At 49.4% G+C, this 21,312-nt stretch carries 16 protein-coding genes and 1 pseudogene; 11 read left to right on the plus strand and 6 right to left on the minus strand.

Going from position 1 to position 21,312, the window contains the following annotated elements; translation table 11 throughout:
* Positions 1–5: 5 nt before the first annotated feature.
* From QNH99_RS11330 to QNH99_RS11375, 10 genes are all read left to right on the plus strand, one after another.
* The gene (locus tag QNH99_RS11330) at positions 6–881 is read left to right on the plus strand and encodes a polysaccharide deacetylase family protein (protein WP_063879658.1); all 876 of its coding nucleotides are present in this window, start codon (positions 6–8) and stop codon (positions 879–881) included.
* Positions 882–915: 34 nt separating this feature from the next.
* A complete protein-coding gene (locus QNH99_RS11335; RefSeq protein ID WP_256852598.1) occupies positions 916–2,286 on the plus strand; it encodes an MFS transporter in 1,371 nt (456 codons plus the stop codon).
* Positions 2,287–2,295: 9 nt separating this feature from the next.
* Positions 2,296–3,069: an SDR family NAD(P)-dependent oxidoreductase gene (locus QNH99_RS11340; RefSeq protein WP_410516673.1), complete on the plus strand. Its 774-nt coding sequence runs from the start codon at positions 2,296–2,298 to the stop codon at positions 3,067–3,069.
* Positions 3,070–3,078: 9 nt separating this feature from the next.
* The gene (locus QNH99_RS11345) at positions 3,079–3,825 is read left to right on the plus strand and encodes an SDR family NAD(P)-dependent oxidoreductase (protein WP_063879655.1); all 747 of its coding nucleotides are present in this window, start codon (positions 3,079–3,081) and stop codon (positions 3,823–3,825) included.
* A gap of 10 nt (positions 3,826–3,835) precedes the next feature.
* Entirely contained in the window at positions 3,836–4,120 is a 285-nt protein-coding gene (locus QNH99_RS11350) for a hypothetical protein (RefSeq protein WP_063879654.1), read from the plus strand.
* A 20-nt stretch (positions 4,121–4,140) separates the two neighbouring features.
* Entirely contained in the window at positions 4,141–5,157 is a 1,017-nt protein-coding gene (locus QNH99_RS11355; protein WP_410516674.1) for a CobW family GTP-binding protein, read from the plus strand.
* Between the two features lie 4 nt (positions 5,158–5,161).
* Positions 5,162–6,358: an ABC transporter substrate-binding protein gene (locus tag QNH99_RS11360; RefSeq protein ID WP_063879652.1), complete on the plus strand. Its 1,197-nt coding sequence runs from the start codon at positions 5,162–5,164 to the stop codon at positions 6,356–6,358.
* 61 nt (positions 6,359–6,419) lie between these two features.
* A complete protein-coding gene (locus tag QNH99_RS11365) occupies positions 6,420–6,854 on the plus strand; it encodes an NUDIX hydrolase (RefSeq protein WP_410516675.1) in 435 nt (144 codons plus the stop codon).
* Positions 6,855–7,097: 243 nt separating this feature from the next.
* Positions 7,098–7,772, plus strand: a complete 675-nt coding sequence (locus QNH99_RS11370; protein ID WP_410517672.1) for a hypothetical protein — start codon at positions 7,098–7,100, stop codon at positions 7,770–7,772.
* Positions 7,773–9,071: 1,299 nt separating this feature from the next.
* The gene (locus tag QNH99_RS11375) at positions 9,072–12,845 is read left to right on the plus strand and encodes a hypothetical protein (RefSeq protein ID WP_410516676.1); all 3,774 of its coding nucleotides are present in this window, start codon (positions 9,072–9,074) and stop codon (positions 12,843–12,845) included.
* A 390-nt stretch (positions 12,846–13,235) separates the two neighbouring features.
* On the opposite strand, the gene QNH99_RS11380 is transcribed toward QNH99_RS11375, so the two are convergent.
* Positions 13,236–13,853, minus strand: a complete 618-nt coding sequence (locus tag QNH99_RS11380; protein WP_410516677.1) for a hypothetical protein — start codon at positions 13,851–13,853, stop codon at positions 13,236–13,238.
* 339 nt (positions 13,854–14,192) lie between these two features.
* Between QNH99_RS11380 and QNH99_RS11385 the strand changes: the two genes are divergently transcribed.
* A protein-coding gene (locus QNH99_RS11385; RefSeq protein WP_109718365.1) for an IS3 family transposase occupies positions 14,193–15,313 on the plus strand; the annotation gives its coding sequence in 2 pieces (ribosomal slippage) (positions 14,193–14,451 and positions 14,451–15,313; 1,122 coding nt in all).
* Positions 15,314–15,322: 9 nt separating this feature from the next.
* On the opposite strand, the gene QNH99_RS11390 is transcribed toward QNH99_RS11385, so the two are convergent.
* The 5 genes and pseudogenes from QNH99_RS11390 to QNH99_RS11410 all read right to left on the minus strand — a co-directional run.
* Positions 15,323–15,637, minus strand: a complete 315-nt coding sequence (locus tag QNH99_RS11390) for a hypothetical protein (RefSeq protein ID WP_410516678.1) — start codon at positions 15,635–15,637, stop codon at positions 15,323–15,325.
* Between the two features lie 261 nt (positions 15,638–15,898).
* The gene (locus QNH99_RS11395; protein WP_410516679.1) at positions 15,899–18,226 is read right to left on the minus strand and encodes an AAA family ATPase; all 2,328 of its coding nucleotides are present in this window, start codon (positions 18,224–18,226) and stop codon (positions 15,899–15,901) included.
* Positions 18,198–18,947, minus strand: coding sequence for an ABC-three component system middle component 1 (locus QNH99_RS11400; protein WP_410516680.1), 750 nt, complete (start codon positions 18,945–18,947; stop codon positions 18,198–18,200). The genes QNH99_RS11395 and QNH99_RS11400 overlap by 29 nt, the downstream gene beginning before the upstream one ends.
* On the minus strand, positions 18,940–20,184 hold the full coding sequence (locus QNH99_RS11405; protein ID WP_410516681.1) for an ABC-three component system protein: 1,245 nt from the start codon (positions 20,182–20,184) through the stop codon (positions 18,940–18,942). The genes QNH99_RS11400 and QNH99_RS11405 overlap by 8 nt, the downstream gene beginning before the upstream one ends.
* Before the next feature lie 287 nt (positions 20,185–20,471).
* A pseudogene (locus tag QNH99_RS11410) lies at positions 20,472–21,169 on the minus strand (IS3 family transposase); the annotation flags it as partial.
* Between the last annotated feature and the right edge of the window lie 143 nt (positions 21,170–21,312).

Genomic DNA, 21,312 nt, shown 5'->3' on the forward strand with positions numbered 1-21,312 from the left:
GAATCATGGCTAAAGAAATTTTGTGTGCATTTGGTGTGGATGTCGATGCGGTGGCGGGCTGGCTGGGCTCGTACGGGGGTGAAGACTCCCCGGACGATATCTCACGCGGCCTGTTTGCCGGCGAAGTAGGCGCACCGCGTCTGCTGAAAATGTTTGCCGAGCACCAGTTACGTACCACCTGGTTTATTCCCGGTCACTCGATTGAAACCTTTCCCGAGCAGATGAAAGCGGTGGTAGATGCGGGTCATGAAATTGGCGTGCACGGTTACAGCCATGAAAACCCCATCGCCATGACGCCTGCCCAGGAAGAAGCCGTGCTGGACCGCAGTATTGAGCTGGTCACCCAGTTGGCTGGCAAACGCCCGACAGGCTACGTTGCGCCCTGGTGGGAGTTCAGCAATGTGACCAATGAACTGCTGCTGAAAAAAGGCATTAAGTATGACCACAGCCTGATGCACAACGACTTTCATCCTTACTACGTTCGCGTTGGCGACAGCTGGACCAAAATTGATTACAGCCAGCATCCCGACAGCTGGATGAAACCGCTGGCGCGCGGTGAAGAGACCGATCTGGTGGAAATCCCCGCCAACTGGTATCTCGACGATCTGCCGCCAATGATGTTTATCAAAAAGTCGCCAAACAGCCACGGCTTCGTTAATCCTCGTCATCTGGAAGAGATCTGGCGCGACCAGTTTGACTGGGTTTACCGCGAAAACGACTACGCCGTGTTTACCATGACTATCCATCCCGACGTTTCAGGCCGCCCGCAGGTTCTGCTGATGCTGGAACGTTTGATCAAGTACATCCAAAGCCACCAGGGTGTGCGATTTGTCACTTTTGACGAAATCGCAGACGACTTCTTAGCGCGCAAACCGCGTTAAGTCTCTTTCCTTTATCTAGCAGAGCGATCGCGACATGAGCATCTACAAAAAAAAATCTGTAAATGGCTGGCAGCCGCAGCAGTTAACCATCAGGGATGTGAAGTTCGCCACATGGATTGCCTTCTTCGCCTGGATTTTTGCCGTCTATGACTTCATCCTTTTCGGCACGCTGCTGCCGGAAATCGGCGGACACTTTGGCTGGAGTGAAGTTGAGCAGTCGGAGATTGCCACCTGGGTAGCCTTTGGTGGGGCGGTAATCGCCCTGGCCATTGGCCCACTGGTTGACAGGCTGGGGCGGCGCATGGGGATTGTGATCACGGTCGGAGGCGCCGCGCTGTGCTCGCTGCTGACCGCGATAGGCGGCTTATGGGGCAAGGGCGCGCTAACCGCCATCCGTTCCGTGGCCGGTCTGGGTTACGCAGAGCAGACGGTAAACGCGACCTATCTGTCAGAGCTGTACAGCGCACTGGACGATCCCAAGCTCAACAAACGCAAGGGCTTCGTTTACAGCCTGGTGCAGGGCGGCTGGCCCGTGGGTGCGCTGGTCGCGTCAGCGCTGACCGCCATTCTGTTGCCGATCATTGGCTGGCAGGGCAGCTTTATCTTTGCCGCCTGTCCCTCGTTAGTCATCGCATTGCTGGCGCTCCGGCTCAAAGAAACGCCACAGTTTGAAGTGCAGAAAAAAATCAAAACGTTGCGCGAGCAGGGTAATGATAAAGATGCGCGTCAGGTGGCCGCGGATTATTTAGTGCCTTATGAAGATCAGCCTAAGTCAGGTTTTGCCTCGGCGTTTCGGGGAACGGCGCTGCGTTCTACGCTTGTGCTGGGCATTGCTATCCTGCTGAACTGGTTCGCGATTCAGATCTTCAGCGTTCTGGGCACCACGGTGATTACCAAAACCCATGCCGTGTCATTTAATAACTCGCTGCTGATCCTGATTCTCTCAAACCTGGTGGGCTACTGCGGTTATTTAGCACACGGCTGGCTCGGTGATCGCATTGGTCGCCGCAACACCATCGCCGGAGGCTGGATGCTGGGCGGTATTGCCTTTGCTGCCATGCTGTTCTGTCCGGACAACTTTGCCATCATCGTTGCCCTGTACAGCGTAGGGCTGTTCTTCCTGATCGGCCCCTATGCTGCGGCCCTGTTTTTTATCAGTGAAAGCTTCCCGACGGCCATCCGCGCCACCGCTGGCGCACTGATCATGGCGATGGGTCCCGTGGGCGCTATCGTGGCCGGTGTCGGCACCACCTCGGTGTTGAGCCAGGGCGGACACTGGCAGGACGCCGCGCTGTGGTTCGGCGCAGTGCCGTGTTTTGTCTCGGGCATTATCATTCTGTTTGCCCGCCCGGTGACGCAACGGGATAGCCAGGTCGCTACCGCTTCTACCCAGCCTCAGGCTTAAGGACAGCACATGCAGAATGATAAGGGAACGCCGGTTGCTGCCATCAGCGGCGCGGCCAGCGGCATTGGTCTGGCGCTGGCAACGCTGTATGCGCAACGCGGCGTGCGGGTGATTGCGGGTTACTACCCGCAGGACCCTCACGATCCGGCGCTGGCGTCCGCGCAGGTTGAAGCGGCGGGCGGCGATGCGCTCTGGCTGCCGCTCAATGTTGCTTCAACCGCCTCAGCCGATGCGTTTATCACCCAGGGTGTGCAGCACTTTGGTCGGCTTGACTACGTGGTCGCCAACGCCGGTATTCTGCGCCGCGCAGGGATTGATGAGATGAGCGATGCGCGCTGGGATGAAATGCTGAATGTCGATCTGACAGGCGTGATGCGGCTGTTCCGCGCCGCCGCCGCGCATCTTCAGACCGGGGCCAGTCTGGTTGCCGTGTCATCGATTGCGGGCGGGGTTTATGGCTGGCAGGAACATGCGCACTACGCCGCCGCCAAAGCTGCCGTGCCGGGCATTTGCCGGTCACTGGCCGTCGAACTGGCACCGCGCGGCGTGCGCTGTAATGCGATTATCCCCGGCCTGATCGAAACGCCTCAGTCGCTGGACAAACAAAATTCGCTTGGCCCGGAAGGGCTGGCGAAGGCGGCCCACGCGATTCCGCTGGGACGGGTTGGTCGGGCCGAGGAGGTGGCAAAGACGATTGCGTTTCTGACCAGCGAAGAAAGCAGTTATCTCACCGGGCAAAGCCTGATTGTCGATGGCGGCCTGACCGTTCGCTGGCCTGATTAAGGAGAGAGTATGCAGTTAGCAAACAAACGCTGTGTGATCAGTGGCGCGGCCAGCGGAATCGGGGCCGCCATTGCCACGCTGTTTGCCAGGGAGGGCGCGCAGCTGATACTGACTGACCGCGACGGCGACAAACTGGAGGCGATGGTCGCGCGCTGTGGCGCGCTGAACGCGCCGTGCTTTGGCGTGGTGGCCGATGTCGGTGAGGTGGACGGGGCGACGGCGGGCGTGGATGCCTGCCTCGAACGCTTCGGCGGGATTGATATTCTGGTTAACAATGCCGGGATGCTGACCCAGGCCCGCTGCACCGACATCACGCTGGCGATGTGGGAGCAGATGATGGCGGTCGATCTGCGCAGCGTCTTTCTGGCAACCCAGCGGGCGCTGCCTTCGATGCTGGCGCAGCGCTGGGGAAGGGTAATCAACATTGCGTCACAGTTAGGCATCAAAGGCGGTGCCGAACTGAGCCATTACGCCGCCGCGAAGGCGGGCGTAATCGGCTTTACCAAATCGCTGGCGCTTGAGGTCTCTTCAGACAATGTGCTGGTGAACGCGATTGCGCCGGGACCGATCGAAACCCCGCTAATTGACGGCATCAATCAGGCGTGGAAAACCGCCAAGGCCGCGGAGCTGCCGCTGGGGCGTTTTGGGCGGGCAGAAGAGGTGGCACCGGTCGCGCTGCTACTCGCCAGTGAGCCGGGCGGCAATCTGTTTGTCGGTCAGACGCTGGGGCCTAATTCCGGCGATGTTATGCCCTAAGGAGCTGGTTATGTGTGGAATGTGTGGATTACTGGATAACGGCCCGCAGTGGAGCGACGCGCTGGAAAACGACTTGCCCCAGCGCCAGCTGCGTCTGAAGCAACTGGCGTTGCTTAACCGGGCACTCAAACCCTGGCGCCTGAGCTTAACGGGATTTCACACCAGTTGGGTGCTGTCCAGCCCGACCGGGCAGCAGGTCATGGTCAGCTCGCTGGACCTGCTGTGGAAAGAAGCGGAGAAGATGACAAAACGCACCCTCGATCCGCTGGATGAAACCTGGCTGGCGGCGCTCTGATGGCCCAAAAAGGAGCGGCTATGCAACATGAAAAACTGCCGCTGCATATCCTGAGCGGTTTCCTGGGCAGTGGGAAAACCACGTTGCTGAAAGGCTGGCTGACGCATCAAAATCTCAACGATGTGGCGCTGCTGGTTAATGAGTTTGGTGAAGTTGGCATTGATCACCATCTGTTAAATGAAGTGGCACCGGATACGGTGCTGTTACCCAGCGGCTGCGTGTGTTGCCAGATTCGCGGTGAACTGAAAACGGCCCTGCTGGATCTGTATGAACGCCGTACCCGCGGCGAACTGCCGCCGTTTAGCCAGGTGATTCTCGAAACCACCGGTCTGGCCGATCCCGCGCCCATTCTGTCGACGTTACTGCATGATGCGCTACTCAAGCACCATTTCAGTCAGGGAACGCTGGTCACGTTGGTGGATGCCGAGCACGCTCGCCTCCAGTCGGCCCATCAGCCGGAATGGTTAGCCCAGGTCAGTGCGGCCGATAAACTGTTGCTCAGCAAACGCGATCGTATTGATCACCACGAGATGATGGCGCTGCAGACCTGGCTTGCCGGTTTAAACCCCATGGCGGAACTGAGTGACACAGCGCAGGCACTAGCCGAACCTGAGGCGTTATTTGCGCTGCGCCTGGCAAAAGGCACGCACGCGCAGCGGTTTCGCTGGCTCGGTGCCGTGGGCAGCGCCGCGTACAGTCTGACCGGACAGGCGACGCATCATCACCCTCTGACACAAACCTGCGTGATCACGCTGGAAGACGAACTGAACTGGCCGGCGTTTGCTATCTGGCTGTCAATGCTGTTACATAGCCATGGACGATCGGTACTCAGAATGAAGGGCATTTTACGCTTCAGCGGCAGCAGTGCGCCGGTGGTGATCCACGGGGTTCAGCATACGTTACATCCGCCGGTACACATGAATGACTGGCCGGGGGATTTAGAAACATCGAAGCTGGTTTTTATTCTGCGCGGACTCGACGCAGAACGGCTGAAACAAGGGTTTAACCGCTTCCAGCAGGCGTTAAAGGATAAGTAAAACGATGAACTCTGCAGCCAAAGTCAACGATCAACTGACATTACGCGTACTCGGCACCTCCGTCACGCTGCTGGAAATGCTGCGCGTCAGGGCCGAAAAAGATCTGGGCATTCGTATCGAATACCTGCTGCACAGCGTGGAAGATGCGCAACGCATTGCCGTCATGCAGCCGGAGAGTTATGACCTGTACGATCAGTGGTTTCACAATATCGATTTTGTCTGGCCTGCCCGGGCCATCCAGCCGCTGGAAATCAAACGTCTCAAATACTGGGATGAAATTACCCCGCTGGCGAAAACCGGCAGGTTACGTCCGGATCTGCCGCTGGCCGACGGCAGCGTGCCTTCTGAACGGCTGTATGTGCAGCGCGATATGCATCTGGGCAGCCATGCCAGCGATCACATCAGTATGCTGCCGCTCACGCACAATGCAGACAGCTTTGCTTATCACGCCGACCGACTGCCCGCGGCGTTGCAGCAGCAGGAGGAGAGCTGGGGCTGGCTCCTGCATCCTTCGCTGACGGGGCAGGTGGCTTTACAGGAAGATGCGGCAATGGGCGGCATTGATGCCGCGCTTGCCATGCAGGGCGCTGGCCTGGCGCGCTTTGCCAACCCAGGTAATCTTACGCTTGAAGAGATTGATCTGCTGACTCAGCAACTGGCGCGCCTCAATCGCAATGGGCATTTCGCGGCATTCTGGGCCTCGCAGGACGAGGCATGCGACCTTATCGCCAATCAGCAGGTGGAAGTGCAGAGCCTCTGGGCGCCCATCTATTTCCGTCATCATTTTCATCAGCGCGGCTATAAAATGGCACGCCCGCGAGAAGGTTATCGCGCCTGGTATGGCGGCATGTCGCTTTCGCGCTGCGCGACCGGCAAAATCAAAGACGCGGCCTATGACTATTTAAACTGGTGGCAATCCGGCTGGCCGGGCGCTGTCATGGCGCGACAGGGTTACTATATTTCCAACGCGCAGCGCAGCCGGGCGCATCTGTCTGCGGCAGAATGGGACTTCTGGTATGGCGGTCAGCCAGCAAGCGAGGTGCTGCTGGATGCCTGGGGCGCACCGTTGATTCCGCAAGGTGAAGTGCGTGACGGAGGAAGCTACGAACAGCGCATGAGCCATATTGCCGTGTGGAATGCCGTGATGGATGAACACAACTATCTGACGCGTCGCTGGCAGGATTTTTTGCGCGCCAGTTGATGGGCAAGGGCAGGCCAGAACGCTTAAATGCGCTTCAGGCCCAATCAAAAAGGAAGATGACATGCGCACTCGTCGTTCGGCCCGATTACTGATCCTCAATGCTTCCCATGCCGTTTTGCTGTTTCGTTTCGTGCATAAACAGGATGCGCTGGCAGGCAATGCCTACTGGGCGACGCCCGGCGGTGGCGTAGAGGAGGGCGAATCCTTCGAGCAGGCAGCGGTCAGAGAGCTTTATGAAGAAACCGGTATACGTCAGGAGAAGGTTGGTCCGTCCGTGGGTGAGCGCAAATTTGAGATGACGCTGCCCTCAGGTGAATGTGTTCTGGCACACGAGCGTTTTTATGTTGTCACTGTCTCGGGTGACGAGATTAACACGCAGGGCTGGAGTGAAAATGAGAAGTCAGTTATAGCCAGCGCACGTTGGTGGACCATCAAGGCACTCAGTGAAACAGCCGACACGATTTATCCTGCCAATATACTGCGTCTGCTACCCTGAAACAGACCTGAATAGAATGAGAACGGTTGTATAAAATATATTCAAAATAAAACCGTCATCGCCCCGCTGTTTGTATCAGGAAGAGCAGGGCATGGTGATGGCAGCATCGAATTAACTTCATTGAATACATAAATTATATTTCATATTTAATTAAAGCTTCCTGTCTGCTCGCCGATAGTCATTCCACATACAATAATAGATTGATTGAGAATGATGATAAAAAGGAATTATTCACTGTTGGCAATGGCGCTGTTATTAAGTGGATGTGCGTCAAAACCGCTCCCGCCGACCAGTAAACTGGTTCAATCAGAAACGATTACCTCCGCCAACAGTTCTCAAATAACGATTGAGGCCTGGAATGAGCTGGAAACCGACTTTAATCAACCAACCGATAATCAGTTGCGATACGTGACGCAAGGTGATACTTCAAAAGTCGTCGCACTTAAAACATTACAGTTCGTCACCATGATGTTTACGACCGGTGGACAGGCGACAGGCTTTACTAAATCCGATCTCAAAGGCACTGAAGTGAAAGGACTGGCTAATCCATCAGTCGCTTATCTGATGCCGAGAGTCAGTGAGATTCTTAAGACAGAAATGGATAAACATCCTGCCAAAAAATACCCGGACGCAGTGAAAATTAGCCCGTATACATGGAAGCTGATTTATAAAAACCTTGCCGGTGGCGATGATAACTATGAGCTTATCATGACGACAGCCTTATCCCGCGCAACGCAAGATAAAGATGGCAAGTCACTTTATACCAGTATTTTGTGCGGCAGTACGGCCAGCACGCCGCAATATACGTTGCCGCAATGGCGGGCGCATAGTTATGCCAAAGTGACTGAAGTCACGCAGCAAATATTAGATGACTGTATAACGCAGTTCACCAACAAATCGCCTTCCTATCTGCTTTAAATTAGTTAATTGGGTCTGCCTGAATTACCGTATTGTCAGGCTGCGGGGGAAACCGTCGCCGACGTTCATTAGGCAGATCCTTATTCTAAAATAATGGCGCTCTGTTATCGCTACATTAAAACTATAACGGGGCGTTAAAGCATCGCGTCTTAATTATGTTAAATTAAGTGCTATTTGATGCGCGACTTTTTGCATTAATAAATAATCTGTTTAATGCTGGTTCTCTTTACGCCTGCCCATTGAGGTGAAAGTGAACTCCGATGGAAATCAGATTGAACTGACATCTTATCAGTACAAGGAAGCGCGGGAAAATCTGGCGATGTTCGAGCAGAGCCTGCGGCAGGCTTAAACAAAACTGAGATGAAGTCGTTAACCGGGTCTGGTCAAAACTGTCTAATCAGGATAAAGAAGAAAAGGGCAGCGCTGTTCTTCATTGCACGCCCTGGCGGTGTAAGCTGCCAACGCATCACATCTCAACCTCAGGCACGACTGAAGATGAATGACGGAATTGTGATTACAGACGGGCTGATTTTTTTCTGAAAATGATCTGTACCAGACAGCCAAAATTTCGTGATCGATTTGGGTGGATTCTGTGGGGAATGCGGCACCTGAGTACGCTAACTTTCACGTAGCAGCGTCAGTTTTTTACAGGCGTTAGTTTGCAGCTGAGCCTGACAACACATCACGACGCGGCATGACGGAACTGAGCGTGAGTTCTGCCATGAGACGTTTTCGAAAAGCGAAGTGAGACGTGGATGACCGTCTTTATGGAAAGCACTGTGAGTTCTCGATGAAGACGTTTTCTAAAAACGAAATTGATGCGCGTTTCGGGTGATGAACATAAGTCGCAGCACAGGATATGTGGTCGTTGATCATCATTCAAATTGGGTTGTCTGATTAAATAGAAATGCAGCATAGCAGCACAGGTCTTTTGATGGTGGCCTGAAGACGGCATGAGAGACGAACGTCATCAGACAAAAGCAGTGAGATGCAAAACGGGCTGAGATCCTGAAAAGCCGTAGCAGACATAAAAGACGCAAGATGAACCTGTCAAAGCCCACCATATTAAAGTGCACATAATGTATATTATGTTAAATCACCTACAGTGGTAAATAACTTCATAAGACATTTCCACTAACTGATAAATCAATACGTTAGAATTTTGGATCCCCCTCTCGTTTCTTGCATTAGGTACAGAGTACATTCTCTTCATATCCGTAGTAATTGTGGGGTAAATGTCGTGTATTCAGTAAACCAATACTTTCAGGAACCTAACACGTTCTCTCAAGGAGTTGTAAGTTGGCAACATCACGTGCAGGCTCTCATGCTGGTCGGGGTTTTCGATATCAAGATGCTGCTGGCGTCTGGCTGGCCATTCGCTGCTGGGCTAACGAACTCCCCTATGGGGCTGTGATTCCCGAAGGGAAAGATGATTACGAACTAAGTAGTACTATAGGCTCTGCTCTCGTGCAGGTGAAGTCACGGCGTGACCATCTTGGACCATTTCCCGTGGCGGTTGCAGTCGGGTTTATACGAGCGCTCTGGGCGCGCGTTGAAAATGCCGCCTTCCATACAAATCTAATTCTTGTTCTTGAGCATCCTGTTGCCGAGGGGCCAGTGGCCGATCATTTGTTAGCTGAGCATCCAGCTCTGGTCAGTCCACTTCAGGATGACCCGCAGTGGGAAGCCCTTGCCGCACGTACTCAAATCTGGATTGCACCAAATCCTTTTGAGGCCGCAGTGGCAAGTATTCATTGCACCATGCCCTGCTCAGATTTGGCGGCTCAGATTCATTATGGTGAGTTGTTGAAACAGATTGCCGCGCTGGCGGACAAAAATGGTCTGGTGAGGGATGGTCGCTTTGAAGGGCTGGGTATATCGGATGTGGAAACTACTCTTCGTCGAATAGAGCCAGCGCTGGACATGGCGGGAATGGAATCAGCTTTACGCAACGGTTACTGTGATGTTGTCGATTTTCTGACACCATTCAATGACCCGTCCTTCTACCAGGGTGTGAACACACGGCCCGGCCATCTGGCTGCAGGTCTTGTTGCCGAGCGTCCGAATGCACGTCATGAGGTACTCTCCGCATTAGAATCTGCTGGTGCGACTTTAATTGTTGGTCTGTCAGGGGCTGGTAAGTCTGCTTTGATGTGGGAAACCGCGCGCGCGAGTCGACATACTACTCGATGGTTTGAGATGAGAAGAGGTGATGCGGCTGATGTTCATCTTCTCATTCAGTTTACCCGTGCATTAAGGGCTTCTCCTGACGCGCCTGTCGGGTTTGTGTTCGATGACGTTGGTGGACGTTTTAGTCAGCTTTGGAATGCGCTGCTTAAAGAAGTTACCGTTGGCAGTGGCATATTACTGTTGGGTTCAATCAGGGAGGAAGACACTCTTATGTTGGCCTCGCGTTCCCGGGCTCGCGAAGTACGTCCGCTCATGGAAGAGGCTGTAGCAGAAAAGATTTGGCGCCAATTAGTGGAACAAGGTCAGACAAATTGGGCGGGATGGCGCGAGCCATGGGCCAAGAGTGGCGGGCTTCTTCTGGAATATACGCATATTTTGACTCGTGGAGGGCGACTTAAGTCTATCCTTGCTGAGCAAATAGATCAGCGACTTCGCGAATCCAGGGATGAAGAACTGGCTGTTCTCAGTGTTACTTCCTTTGCCGGGGCGGCAGGCGCGACGATTGATGTCAGCCGATTGCCGGAAGTTCTCGGCATTGAACAGTGCGCACTTACCCGAGCGTTACGTCGACTAATTGATGAACATCTGGTTTCCATACCAGTGGATGGCCAGCTAAAAGGACTTCATCAACTCCGTTCAAAGACACTTTTTGAACTCTGTCATACGCATTTATTGCAAACACCGTCACATGCGGCCATTAGTACCGCACTTACAGTCAACGATGACAGTCTGAGCAGCTTTGTAAGCTATGTTTCTATTCATATTCCAGATGCAGCAACGTCTCTGATTGAGACACTGGTGACTCGACTTGAAAAAGAACTTGCCCCTGTCGCATTGAACGGTTGCCTCTTCGGTTTGGGGCAGGCTCATATCGAAACAACGCTGAGTGACTGGATACCCAAGGCGCGGGCACTTGGCGTGGAGCCAACATTGATTACTCTGGCCGTCATGTTCGTTATGGCGGGACAAAATACATCAATAATCCCCTTCCCTGAGCACCTGCAAAAAGCCATGAGTGAATTACAGTTGTGTTCGGCCTCTGATCCGCGACAAGTGTTACTGTCCGCACTTTCCTTGGACACAATAAACGCATTAGTCGTACGCGCTGATACCCAACGTTTATGTACCTTCATGGGTACTTTGGTCGGCATGGATATTCCTGACAGTATCAGGTCGGCGCTAAGCAATTTAAGGCCTGATTTTGATGCGAACAACCTCAGCAACGCCGCAGAGTTACTGGGTGTTGCGCGACTTATCGACCCGAAAATTGCCATAATCTGGGCAGAGGATGATGTCCGGGATCGATTATTAGCCCGCATCACAACTGAAATACCGTGGACGGATGAAATTGATGTTGAAGCAACGCCCGATGGTCGTTTACTGCACAGTCGCATTTTTCACGTCGCACCGTCTGTCCAGAACGATGTGCATGAAGAGGTCGTGCAATTTTGTGAGCTATTGCTTGGACTAGACCCTACCGCAGCAGTAGTCGCCGTTGATGCCATTGCTGCCGATAGCCTTCTTTCAGGTCTGTCGGAATACCCTGTTGCTACCAAACGCATACCCCGTGAAAACCTACCCACCAAGGCTCTGCCAGAATGGAATAAGCGCTGGATTGCCGCAGCGGCAAAACTGGTTGGAACAGAAAGTTACTCCGCTTACCTGCAGCGTGCGTACGCCTTGCTGGAACAGCTTATGCCTGTATTGGAACGTATTGTAGACTGTGTGCTACGGGGCAAGGTACCACCACCAAAAATTCTTGAGCGTTTCGGTGAGGTTTTTGAGGGGGCTTGTAACCTGACTTCACCACAGGAAGGTCTTTCAACTGGCGAGGCGCCGGAGCAGCATGTTAAACCATTACAAAATTTACTACATTCCTGCTCGGCTGATTTGGTCAGGCGCTTTAATCAGATACCGGATGGCTATGGTGCCTTTGTCGCGTGGACAGGGGACCTGCTAAAAAGTGTCAGTGAAGCACGCAGGGAACCGTGGTCTATCGTGGGCATGGACCCCGAGCCATTATTAACGCGACTGGAAAATATCCTTGCCTCTTTGCGGTTGTTAGCCGCCGAGGCTGGTAGCGAATCATCCCATCCAACAAAGATGTGGATAGTGAAAACCCGCAAGGCTCAGCTTGGAAATGCACTGCGTCTGGCTAAAGTTGAAGCTGAACAGCAGTTGAAAACGCGTTCCGGCAGGTACTTACGCCAAACCGAAGCCAGACTACAGGCATCCGGCATCGAATTAACGCTTTATACTCGTCCGGATTGGAAGTCCCTCCTGCCTTGGCCAAATGTAGAACTTCTTGCAGTGGTCGACCTGGAAACGCCTTCTGATTGGCTGGTCTGGTTCAATGAGCATGCAGCGCAGATTCGTGCTGACGTTGGTGAAAGTCGCCAGATGTGGATTATCCCACGCATCGCTGGATTTGCGATTTCACAATTAATAGTCGGTGGTGTTTCCAGTTTCTTTTCCTCGCCACATAGTGTTGATGATTGGCTTGATACGCTATCCATTCCTCGGCTAGACGATGCCTTGGTGCGTGCAGCACAACCCATTATCGATCTGATCATAGAGCTTGATGGATTACGTTATTTCAGACTGGGTGGTGACAAGCGCCCTATTCTTGAACAGACCGTGCGACAAACCGATGAACACAAACTTGAAATTGCTCTACTGGCCTTCGATGCCAGTTTAGCGGGCACCTCTGTTCATAATTTTCTTCGAATGTTGAACGACGACGTTGCATCTGGAGCTGTCAATCTTGCTCGAGATGTCGCAGCACTTACACATGGCAGGTTAGCTCCCGGCGCTGAGATACTGGTGAACATTCAAAACGCATTACTTGCGCAAGATATTGCCAATGCAATATCTAATGAATGAAACTGTCTTCTCAGCAGAGCTCAATGATTCAACAGACACTGTCTGTTGAATCATTTATGCTAGGGCAGTCAGCTGATTACTTAATAAATATCGTTGTCAGCAGTTAAACGGCAGTTCCTCTTCTCGTAAAACTACTGGCGCCTTGTCTGCCCGGTACTGGAGCCAAGTTTTCAGGTCTATTTGCGAGCCGTTACGGCCAGCTAAATCAAAATATCCCCTGTTAGCAAAACGGCGATATATAAGTTCTTCACCTGTTATGGACAGGTAGGCGTTCAACGCCGAACGATGAATGAAAAGTCCGCTTTGTCTTACACCTTTATGATGGAAGGCGATAAGTTTGCCAGAACGATCAACCCAACCGCTTTGACAATCCCATAAAAGTTCGAGTTCTTAAATGATTCCCTGGCATGGCGCAATGAGGTTATCCTGGCGCTCGGGCGTGGTATATGAGTAGTCATATTCCCATTCGCTTCCGCGTAGTAAACTGACTTCTGTAAAATTAAATGCTTCACTATCTTCCTCATTATTAAGAAGTTGTTTGTACACTGGGCTGTCAGGATATTCAGCAAGATAACCGCGATAACAGCTATTCCCCTGATTATATTGGAAAATATCGCGCGCACTTTTCTGTTTAAAGTTCTGGATGCTTTCATTTATGAGTGCGCTTGAATAATAAGCACGCACTGCCAGGTAAGGTGAATTCCAGCTATTTTCATTCGGCGCTTTATCCTCGTCCCAATAGCTGTGTGAAAGCGCTACCCACTGTTCCCCTTCCTTGTCAGTTCGAATCAGACAAGCTTCATAAGGTGACAAATCATCGGTCCGAACCCAACCTTTGATATCTGAATTGCGGTCAGGGAATGCATAATTTGTTTCTTCCATCAGTACTGGATAGACACTTTCTGTGGTGATGTCGCGTACATCGGTCAGGTCGACTTTACGGACGTCGACTGACCATAGATGATCACTATTACCTTCTTTTCGCGTAGCTCTGGGATTTCTCGGCATTTGTCTGCAATAATATTCGTGATGTTGAAAACGAATTTGTACATATCAAATCCGAGTTCATATACCCTTCCGTCAAGCCTTAGACTGGGCTTTTGGCAGAACATTTCGAGGTCTTTCATGAGATTTGCGGCGTAGCCGAAGATCTCAGCGATATCACTCATTTCCCTCTGTACGTATCGCAATTTGGATTTGTAATTTTTGTTTTTTTGTCAGGTATCGTGTTATCGATAAATGATTTCACGCTTTTTGCGAGCACTTCTAGCGGTATTGACCTGCTCCCCGTTGATTAATACACCGCGATGTTAGTAATGTCTTCATAAGCCACATGAGGACATTCCCATGAAGAAGCGTTTTTCCGACCAACAGATCATCAGTATCCTCCGCGAAGCTGAAGCCGGGGTTTCTGCCCGTGAACTCTGCCGCAAGCACGCCATTTCCGACGCCACCTTTTATACCTGGCGTAAGAAGTATGGTGGTATGGAGGTGCCCGAGGTTAAGCGCCTGAAGTCGCTTGAAGAAGAGAACGCCAGACTCAAGAAGCTGCTTGCCGAAGCCATGCTGGATAAGGAGGCACTCCAGGTGGCTCTGGGGCGAAAGTACTGACGACAGACCAGAAGCGGGAAGCCGTTGAGTTTATGTGTGGTGCGACCGGTCTGTCGCAACGTCGTGCCTGCAGACTCACAGGTTTGTCCCTGTCGACCTGCCGCTATGACGCTCAGCGTCCGGCGGATGATGCCCATTTATCAGGGCGCATTACTGAACTGGCACTGGAGCGCAGGCGTTTTGGCTATCGCCGCATATGGCAGTTACTGCGCCGTGAAGGGCTTCTGGTTAATCACAAGCGCGTGTACCGCCTTTATCATCTGAACGGGCTGGGCGTTAAACGCAGACGTCGTCGTAAAGGGCTGGCAACAGAACGTCTGCCGCTGCTCCGCCCGGCGGCGCCCAACCTGACCTGGTCGATGGATTTTGTCATGGACGCGCTCGCCACCGGTCGCAGGATCAAGTGCCTGACCTGTGTGGACGACTTCACGAAGGAATGCCTGACGGTCACTGTTGCCTTTGGGATTTCAGGCGTGCAGGTGACACACATTCTGGACAGCATTGCGCTGTTTCGAGGCTATCCGGCGGCGATAAGAACTGACCAGGGGCCGGAGTTCACCTGCCGCGCACTGGATCAATGGGCTTTTGAGCATGGTGTTGAGTTGCGCTTAATCCAGCCGGGCAAGCCAACGCAGAACGGATTTATCGAGAGCTTTAACGGACGATTTCGCGATGAATGTCTGAATGAGCACTGGTTCAGCGATATCGTTCACGCCAGGAAAGTCATTAAAGATTGGCGGCAGGATTATAACGAGTATCGTCCGCATTCAGCACTGAATTATCAGACGCCATCAGAGTTTGCAGCACGGTGGCGGAATGGAAAATGTGAAGGTAAACAAACCGACATTACTAACTGATGGTTGTATCTAATACTGGGGGCAGGTCAGTATTAGAAGGTGTTGCGAATGGCTAACGAGAACATTTTCCTCGATTTTGACATGGAGACGAATTTCGTCAACGTCCCCGACATGGTGAAAATAATTCCTGATAAGCCTGAGTACTTTGAATTCTGGAGCAGTTTTGATGCTGCAGTTGAATAACTCTTGCAGCTTATCAGCAGTAGAGTGGAGATTATTCAGGTAGGTAAACAGCGTATTGATATCCCGCTCTTCAGAATGCCTGATGTCCAACAGCTCGCGCTGGCTGTGAAAATATCGATCAATAAACGTGTACTTATCCATGTGGCTAGGCTCCACTCCCCGGCTGATTTCATATTTATACTGAGGCTCAAAATGAATGGGCCGGTTTGCAGGGATGCTTACAACACATCGCTCACAATGAGTTCGATTATAGGTGCGGAACCGCCCACCACCTGTTAAAACTCGTTCAAATTCGACCAAATATTATTACTGGCTGATATTAGCTCGGTTAGGCAAAGCGCAACAAACAACTAAAAAGTGCGCCTCAAAAAATTAATTGTAAGGCGCACCCCTAAAACACATTTATTCTGTTATGTTTCTTGGCAACATAGAAACAGATGCTTGAGACAATCCTGCGCGCTTGAATTTATACCGCATATATGTTGACACTTCCATCTCATGGTTTGACAACAAAATCTGACGATCTGAAAGCTCCACCCGTAACAAATCACTCAATGAAGCAATGTTAATCTCATCCATTGACTGTACTGGATCATCAATCAGTATAAATGGATTAAGCGCATATACCCTATTCAATGTTAGGAAAAATGCCAAACCTAATGATGCGATTTGCCCACTACTCATAGACAGGATTGCATCATGATCAGACTTCAGCGCAGTATTGAATTTGAGTATATCTCCTTTACCGCTCACTATGAACAAACCTAACCCACGCTGATAGTTCTGTATGAGTCTTCCACTATATATATGGAATAACAGCTCTATATCACCAATAGTCTTTTTCGCATACTGCTTCGCAGTGTCGTCCAATTGCTTCCTAAGATTAACAATTTTTGCTTTTATTTTTTTGCCAGCTTCAATCCTAGAACTGAGCTTATCAAGCTCAGCTACTTTGGACTTGTACTCTTCACTTTTGAATTTAGAATGAGCGGCTCTGAGATAGGATTCTTTATTTTCAAAATCCGAAATACTAAGTGAGGTTATATCTGATGCGTTCAAGAAAGCCATCTCTAAGCTAGATGACCAGTCTAAAGGTAGCACATCCTTTTCTGGTTTTTTAGCTGTCGCAATAATCCCTTTTGCTTCATTAAACCGTAACAGCAGAGCTGCATCATCAGCCGTAAAACGAAGGTCTTTTGATACGCCATAATTTACCAACTGCAAAGCCACTTCACTTATGATTGAGAACTTAGATTCTGCTGCTGTGAGAGCCTTAAAAAGTACACTATCGAAATCTTTTGCAACTAGGTCACGCTGCTGTGTGAATGCTGTTATCTGTAAATTTAGTAAGTCCTGTATTGACCTTACTGTCTCCTCCAACTTTTGGGCAGAAGCATCTATTTCAGATCTAATTCTTTCCGCATTATTTACAGCGGCTTCCTCTAACGCAGCGTAAGTCGCCCATGAGAACCCACAGAATGGACAACCGGAAATTTCCAAATCTTCACATTCTTGGTGTCGCCGCAGCAACTCTGCATGAGCATTTAGTAAATTTACAAGCTTTGCGTTCTTAGCTGCACTATCAGATTTAATTAGATCCCGTACCTCAATGAGACTATTTACACCAACCAAATCAGCAGCGTTCTTAAGACCGTTTAGGTCTACTTCATTTATCTCTGAAGCTGGCTTTCTGAATATTAAAAGATCATGATCCAGCCCAACTAGTGTTGACTCCTTTACTTTCAGACCTTCATATCCAGCTACTTCAAAACCCAACTGAAGAGCCAACTTTATATCGACCTCTCTTTTTAAAAACTCATCAATATTACTATTAGCCTTTCTCGTCAGAACCTCATCAAAGTTCTGATATATTCTAAACATATTCCGTAATTCACGTATCAGAGTTTCAATATCTGTATCATTTACAGCCGATAGAGGCTGTTCAACATCCCAACCAGGTGACGGCAGCGCGGTACTTAACCGCTTGAAGTCAACGGCATTCTCGGCATCTTGAAACTGACCACTAAGCTGTTTAATTTTTTCATTCAACTCAGCCTGGAGGTCAGTATGCACTTTCCCAGTATAAGATTCCGTAATAATATTTTCTAACGCGGAGCAATATGATATCTGTCCCGTCAATTTATCGGTATTAATAAGATGCTCAATGCCTTTTTTTCTTTCAGTGGCATCCGTCGAGTATAGGTATCTATTCTGCCCTTGCTCAAGATAGTTCAATAAAGAGAAATTTTTTAAGAAGTTCTCTCCTAGAATACTCTCTAGTGCTTTAGAATCAAGACTCTCTCCAAACTTATTGGAGTCAATACTGCTTATTTCGTAAAGCTTAAAAATAGAGAAGTTATCAGGTGCATTATTATCCGGGTTCGATAGGTCCGTTATGGTAGCAACACGAGCTAGGAAAATTGACTCTCCTGAATCTTGATTTATGAGCTCAGCTCTAATAGCGATGTCGCCCTCTTTATTTCTATTCCAGTATATGTTTTCTTCAAATTGTTTTTTGCGCGAACGTTTTGCAACTGTTGCATCATTTGTATTGATAATTCTTTGTATAACGCCAGTAAACAAAAGCTCCAACGCATCAAATATGCTAGTTTTTCCAAAACCATTGGGGCCATCCAAGGTAATCATGGAGGCAGCTCGAAAATCAATAGATGTATTTTCAAATGGCTTGAAATTTTCAATCTTAAGGCTGGATATTTTCCATTTCTTCATGAATCAGAGTCTCGATTAGTTTGTCTGCTTCAATCCCAGATGCAGAAGCATTAAAGATTTTGAGATGAAGACCGGTCAATTTTTTCTCGGCGAGTGCTTCCTTTACATAAATATCAAGCGGCTTCAGTGAGCTTTCCTTAACAGGAACCTTTACAAATGGAAGCTTTATAAAAATTCTCGCCGCGACACTATATAATGTAGGCGATAGCGGTTGATCTCGATATTCTGCAAACATCCTATCATCGACAACCATCGCTGAAACGCTTTCGAAGTTGTGCCCTTCTAACAACCTAAGCTCTTCTTCGCTGTAATAAAGAAAATATTTTTTAAAATAATATGGATTTTCTTCAATACCAAACACCTTACTCTCAATTCCATTAAAATCAGCTCGATGCCTTAATTTATGCAAAATAATCAGATCGGTATTTTTATCGAAAGCAGGATCAGATTTGAATGCTTCAGGAGCATACAGTAACACTAATTTATTCAGCAACTGCGGTGATGGTATATTTCCACACTCAACCACGGCGAGGAATCGCTTCCTATCTCCACTATCCTGACTAAAATAAGTCAAAGACTTATAATCAACACCTTCAAGACCAGCTAAAGTTTCTCCTGCCGAATACTCTATGGTGACGTCATCTGCTTTAGAATCGTCGCCGGTATTAAACAAAGTAAACTCATGTTTCAAGGCAGCCTGTAGAACAATATCTTTAATCATTCAACTTCACCCTCGCCTCTTCCTTTGAAATTATTTTTGCATCAAAGGCTTTAGTTATTTTGTTACGATCCTTACCCATCAATGAAAACTCATCTTCTACAGCATCCCGCGAAGCTCCGGTAGCTGCACAAAATCGCTCAGCGGGTGAAAAAATATTTGCTCTAGCTGCGATTAGCCATTGATATTCAACTAAGATATCTATCAGTTCTGGATCGCTTTTCAGCTGCTCCATTAGATCTTCAGCAAACCTATGCTCCCGTCGAACATTGTCTGCCGAAATTGCTGTTGGCAAATAAAAATCTCCGGCAGAGCACCTATAGTAAGGAGGCTTTTGCTCACTCAGTGGTGCTTTATCTATATCGTAGATCACATCCACATAATCATAAACACTGTTCTCACTCACGACCATTGTGGAAGATCCAAAACATAACGACTTCCACAACCATATAAATGGAGTATCACCCAACTCTTTAATCTGATCGTAAACACTTGCAACTTTTTGAATAACAGTTCTATCTGCTGTTTTTTCCATTGTATTGGTATACCCATACAATGATTTACAAACGGTCATCCTGGCTTGGAACATTTTGTATACAATGTCGTCTTCATGGGTAGCGGTGAGGCTTAATAACTCTACAATCTTCTCACTTTTTAAAGTTTGAGTAAACGCGGCTTCTGCGGCGCTCATTAACCCATCCTGATTGCACGCGTGTATATATATTACTTGAGCGGCAATATGACTCTGCAAAGCCTCGAACTTCAAATTCACTAAAAAATCACTACAAGGTAACTTTTCGGAAACCAAGTACGTCTCAATTTTTGATTTCGTTTTTTCTTCAACATCTTGGAGATAGCAGTAAGGCAGTCCATCGTAAGTATAAAATTTAACGACATTCCCATTGCTGCCAACAAAATCAGAAGCATCATCAAGGCGCGCAGATGTATGAAAATATCTTTTGGTAGTCTTATCACACAACATATATGTAGATGCAGCTTTTTCGAGAGCCTCCTTATAGGCAGCTCTTTTATCATCTGCTAGCGCTTTTACCTGATGTGTAGAAACTGCAATTCCATTTTCAATTATCGAAAAATCATCAATGCTGTCGATTTGCAACTCAAACGACATTTTATTGAGCACACATTCTATGGAATGATAAAGCGCTAAATGCCCTTGATAAATAAACCCACTCCATGTAGGTGCAGCTGTATGAGGATGGGAGGAAGCCGATTTCGACATGCAATATGTCCTAGGCAAATTTAGAGACAGAGTCAGAAGTAACCTTCTAACTCAGTAGAATATGATCTTAATTTCTGTATCCGATGTTTATATTTTTTGTTGCACGCGCCCAGCGGCGTTATGAAAACTTCCTTGATTGTCATTTTTATGCATTCCCTTGAGCGATATCACTATGACATCACCGAATGTAACATACCTGTAGGGTCAAAAAAAGGGTCAGCCAAACTTCCGAACATAACTGTGGAGTGACCCCGTTCCCGTAGACATTCACTGTCCTCACGACGAGGCCTTTTGAAGGCCTCTGGACTTACGCCTCCCAGGTGACTGTGGCGTCGGGCCCGGTTGTAGAACACTTCGATATAATCAAAGATATCAGCCCGGTCCATATCCCGGGTTTTATTATCCGCTTTCTGATGCGCTCTTTTTTTAGCGAACTGAAGAAGGATTCTGCCACTGCATTATTCCAGCAGTTACCGCGTCGGCTCATGCTGGGTGACAGGTTATTAGCATAGCAGAACCGTCGCCAGTCATCGCTGCTACACTGACTACCCTGGTCGCTGTGCACGATAACGGTTTCCTCAGGCCTTCGTCACCAGACGGCCATCAGGAGAGCATCCAGCGCCAGTTCGCGTGACAGTGTGGGTTTCATGGACCAGCCCACCACATTACGGGCAAACAGGTCTATCACCACGGTCAGATACAGCCAGCCCTGCCAGATCCGTATGTAGGTAATATCCGTTACCCAGACCTGGTTTGGCTTAACAACTGTGAACTCCCGCTGTACCCGTTTAGGAGCAATGACTGACGGACGTCCCCGTGTTCCTCGCGGGATTTTATAGCCATGTACGGCCTTGATTCTGTTCTGCCGCATAATTTTCGCTACCCTGTTTTTACTGCATACCTCTCCAATTTCTCGCAGGTCACTGTGGACCCGCCGGTATCCATAAACGCCGCCACTCAGGGTATAAGAGTCGCGGGCGAGTTCACTTCACGCCGATCGGCCAACATAGCTCTTAATAGCCCTCTTACCTGACCGATTCTTCTCAAGCAAACCTAGCAAACTTGACAACGCTACCGCCATCAGAATTATCAGTTCTGATTAGGTATTAACGAATCTAAATGTCATTG

It is taken from the genome of Pantoea allii, assembly GCF_046529425.1.
GTDB classification, from domain to species: domain Bacteria; phylum Pseudomonadota; class Gammaproteobacteria; order Enterobacterales; family Enterobacteriaceae; genus Pantoea; species Pantoea allii.

Excerpts from the sequence above, each read along its gene's own strand:
- QNH99_RS11330 (WP_063879658.1), top strand. The coding sequence starts at position 6 with ATGGCTAAAGAAATTTTGTGTGCATTTGGTGTGGATGTCGATGCGGTG.
- QNH99_RS11335 (WP_256852598.1), top strand. The coding sequence starts at position 916 with ATGAGCATCTACAAAAAAAAATCTGTAAATGGCTGGCAGCCGCAGCAG.
- QNH99_RS11340 (WP_410516673.1), top strand. The coding sequence starts at position 2,296 with ATGCAGAATGATAAGGGAACGCCGGTTGCTGCCATCAGCGGCGCGGCC.
- QNH99_RS11345 (WP_063879655.1), top strand. The coding sequence starts at position 3,079 with ATGCAGTTAGCAAACAAACGCTGTGTGATCAGTGGCGCGGCCAGCGGA.
- QNH99_RS11350 (WP_063879654.1), top strand. The coding sequence starts at position 3,836 with ATGTGTGGAATGTGTGGATTACTGGATAACGGCCCGCAGTGGAGCGAC.
- QNH99_RS11355 (WP_410516674.1), top strand. The coding sequence starts at position 4,141 with ATGCAACATGAAAAACTGCCGCTGCATATCCTGAGCGGTTTCCTGGGC.
- QNH99_RS11360 (WP_063879652.1), top strand. The coding sequence starts at position 5,162 with ATGAACTCTGCAGCCAAAGTCAACGATCAACTGACATTACGCGTACTC.
- QNH99_RS11365 (WP_410516675.1), top strand. The coding sequence starts at position 6,420 with ATGCGCACTCGTCGTTCGGCCCGATTACTGATCCTCAATGCTTCCCAT.
- QNH99_RS11370 (WP_410517672.1), top strand. The coding sequence starts at position 7,098 with ATGGCGCTGTTATTAAGTGGATGTGCGTCAAAACCGCTCCCGCCGACC.
- QNH99_RS11380 (WP_410516677.1), bottom strand. The coding sequence starts at position 13,853 with ATGCCGAGAAATCCCAGAGCTACGCGAAAAGAAGGTAATAGTGATCAT.
- QNH99_RS11390 (WP_410516678.1), bottom strand. The coding sequence starts at position 15,637 with ATGGATAAGTACACGTTTATTGATCGATATTTTCACAGCCAGCGCGAG.
- QNH99_RS11395 (WP_410516679.1), bottom strand. The coding sequence starts at position 18,226 with ATGAAGAAATGGAAAATATCCAGCCTTAAGATTGAAAATTTCAAGCCA.
- QNH99_RS11400 (WP_410516680.1), bottom strand. The coding sequence starts at position 18,947 with ATGATTAAAGATATTGTTCTACAGGCTGCCTTGAAACATGAGTTTACT.
- QNH99_RS11405 (WP_410516681.1), bottom strand. The coding sequence starts at position 20,184 with ATGTCGAAATCGGCTTCCTCCCATCCTCATACAGCTGCACCTACATGG.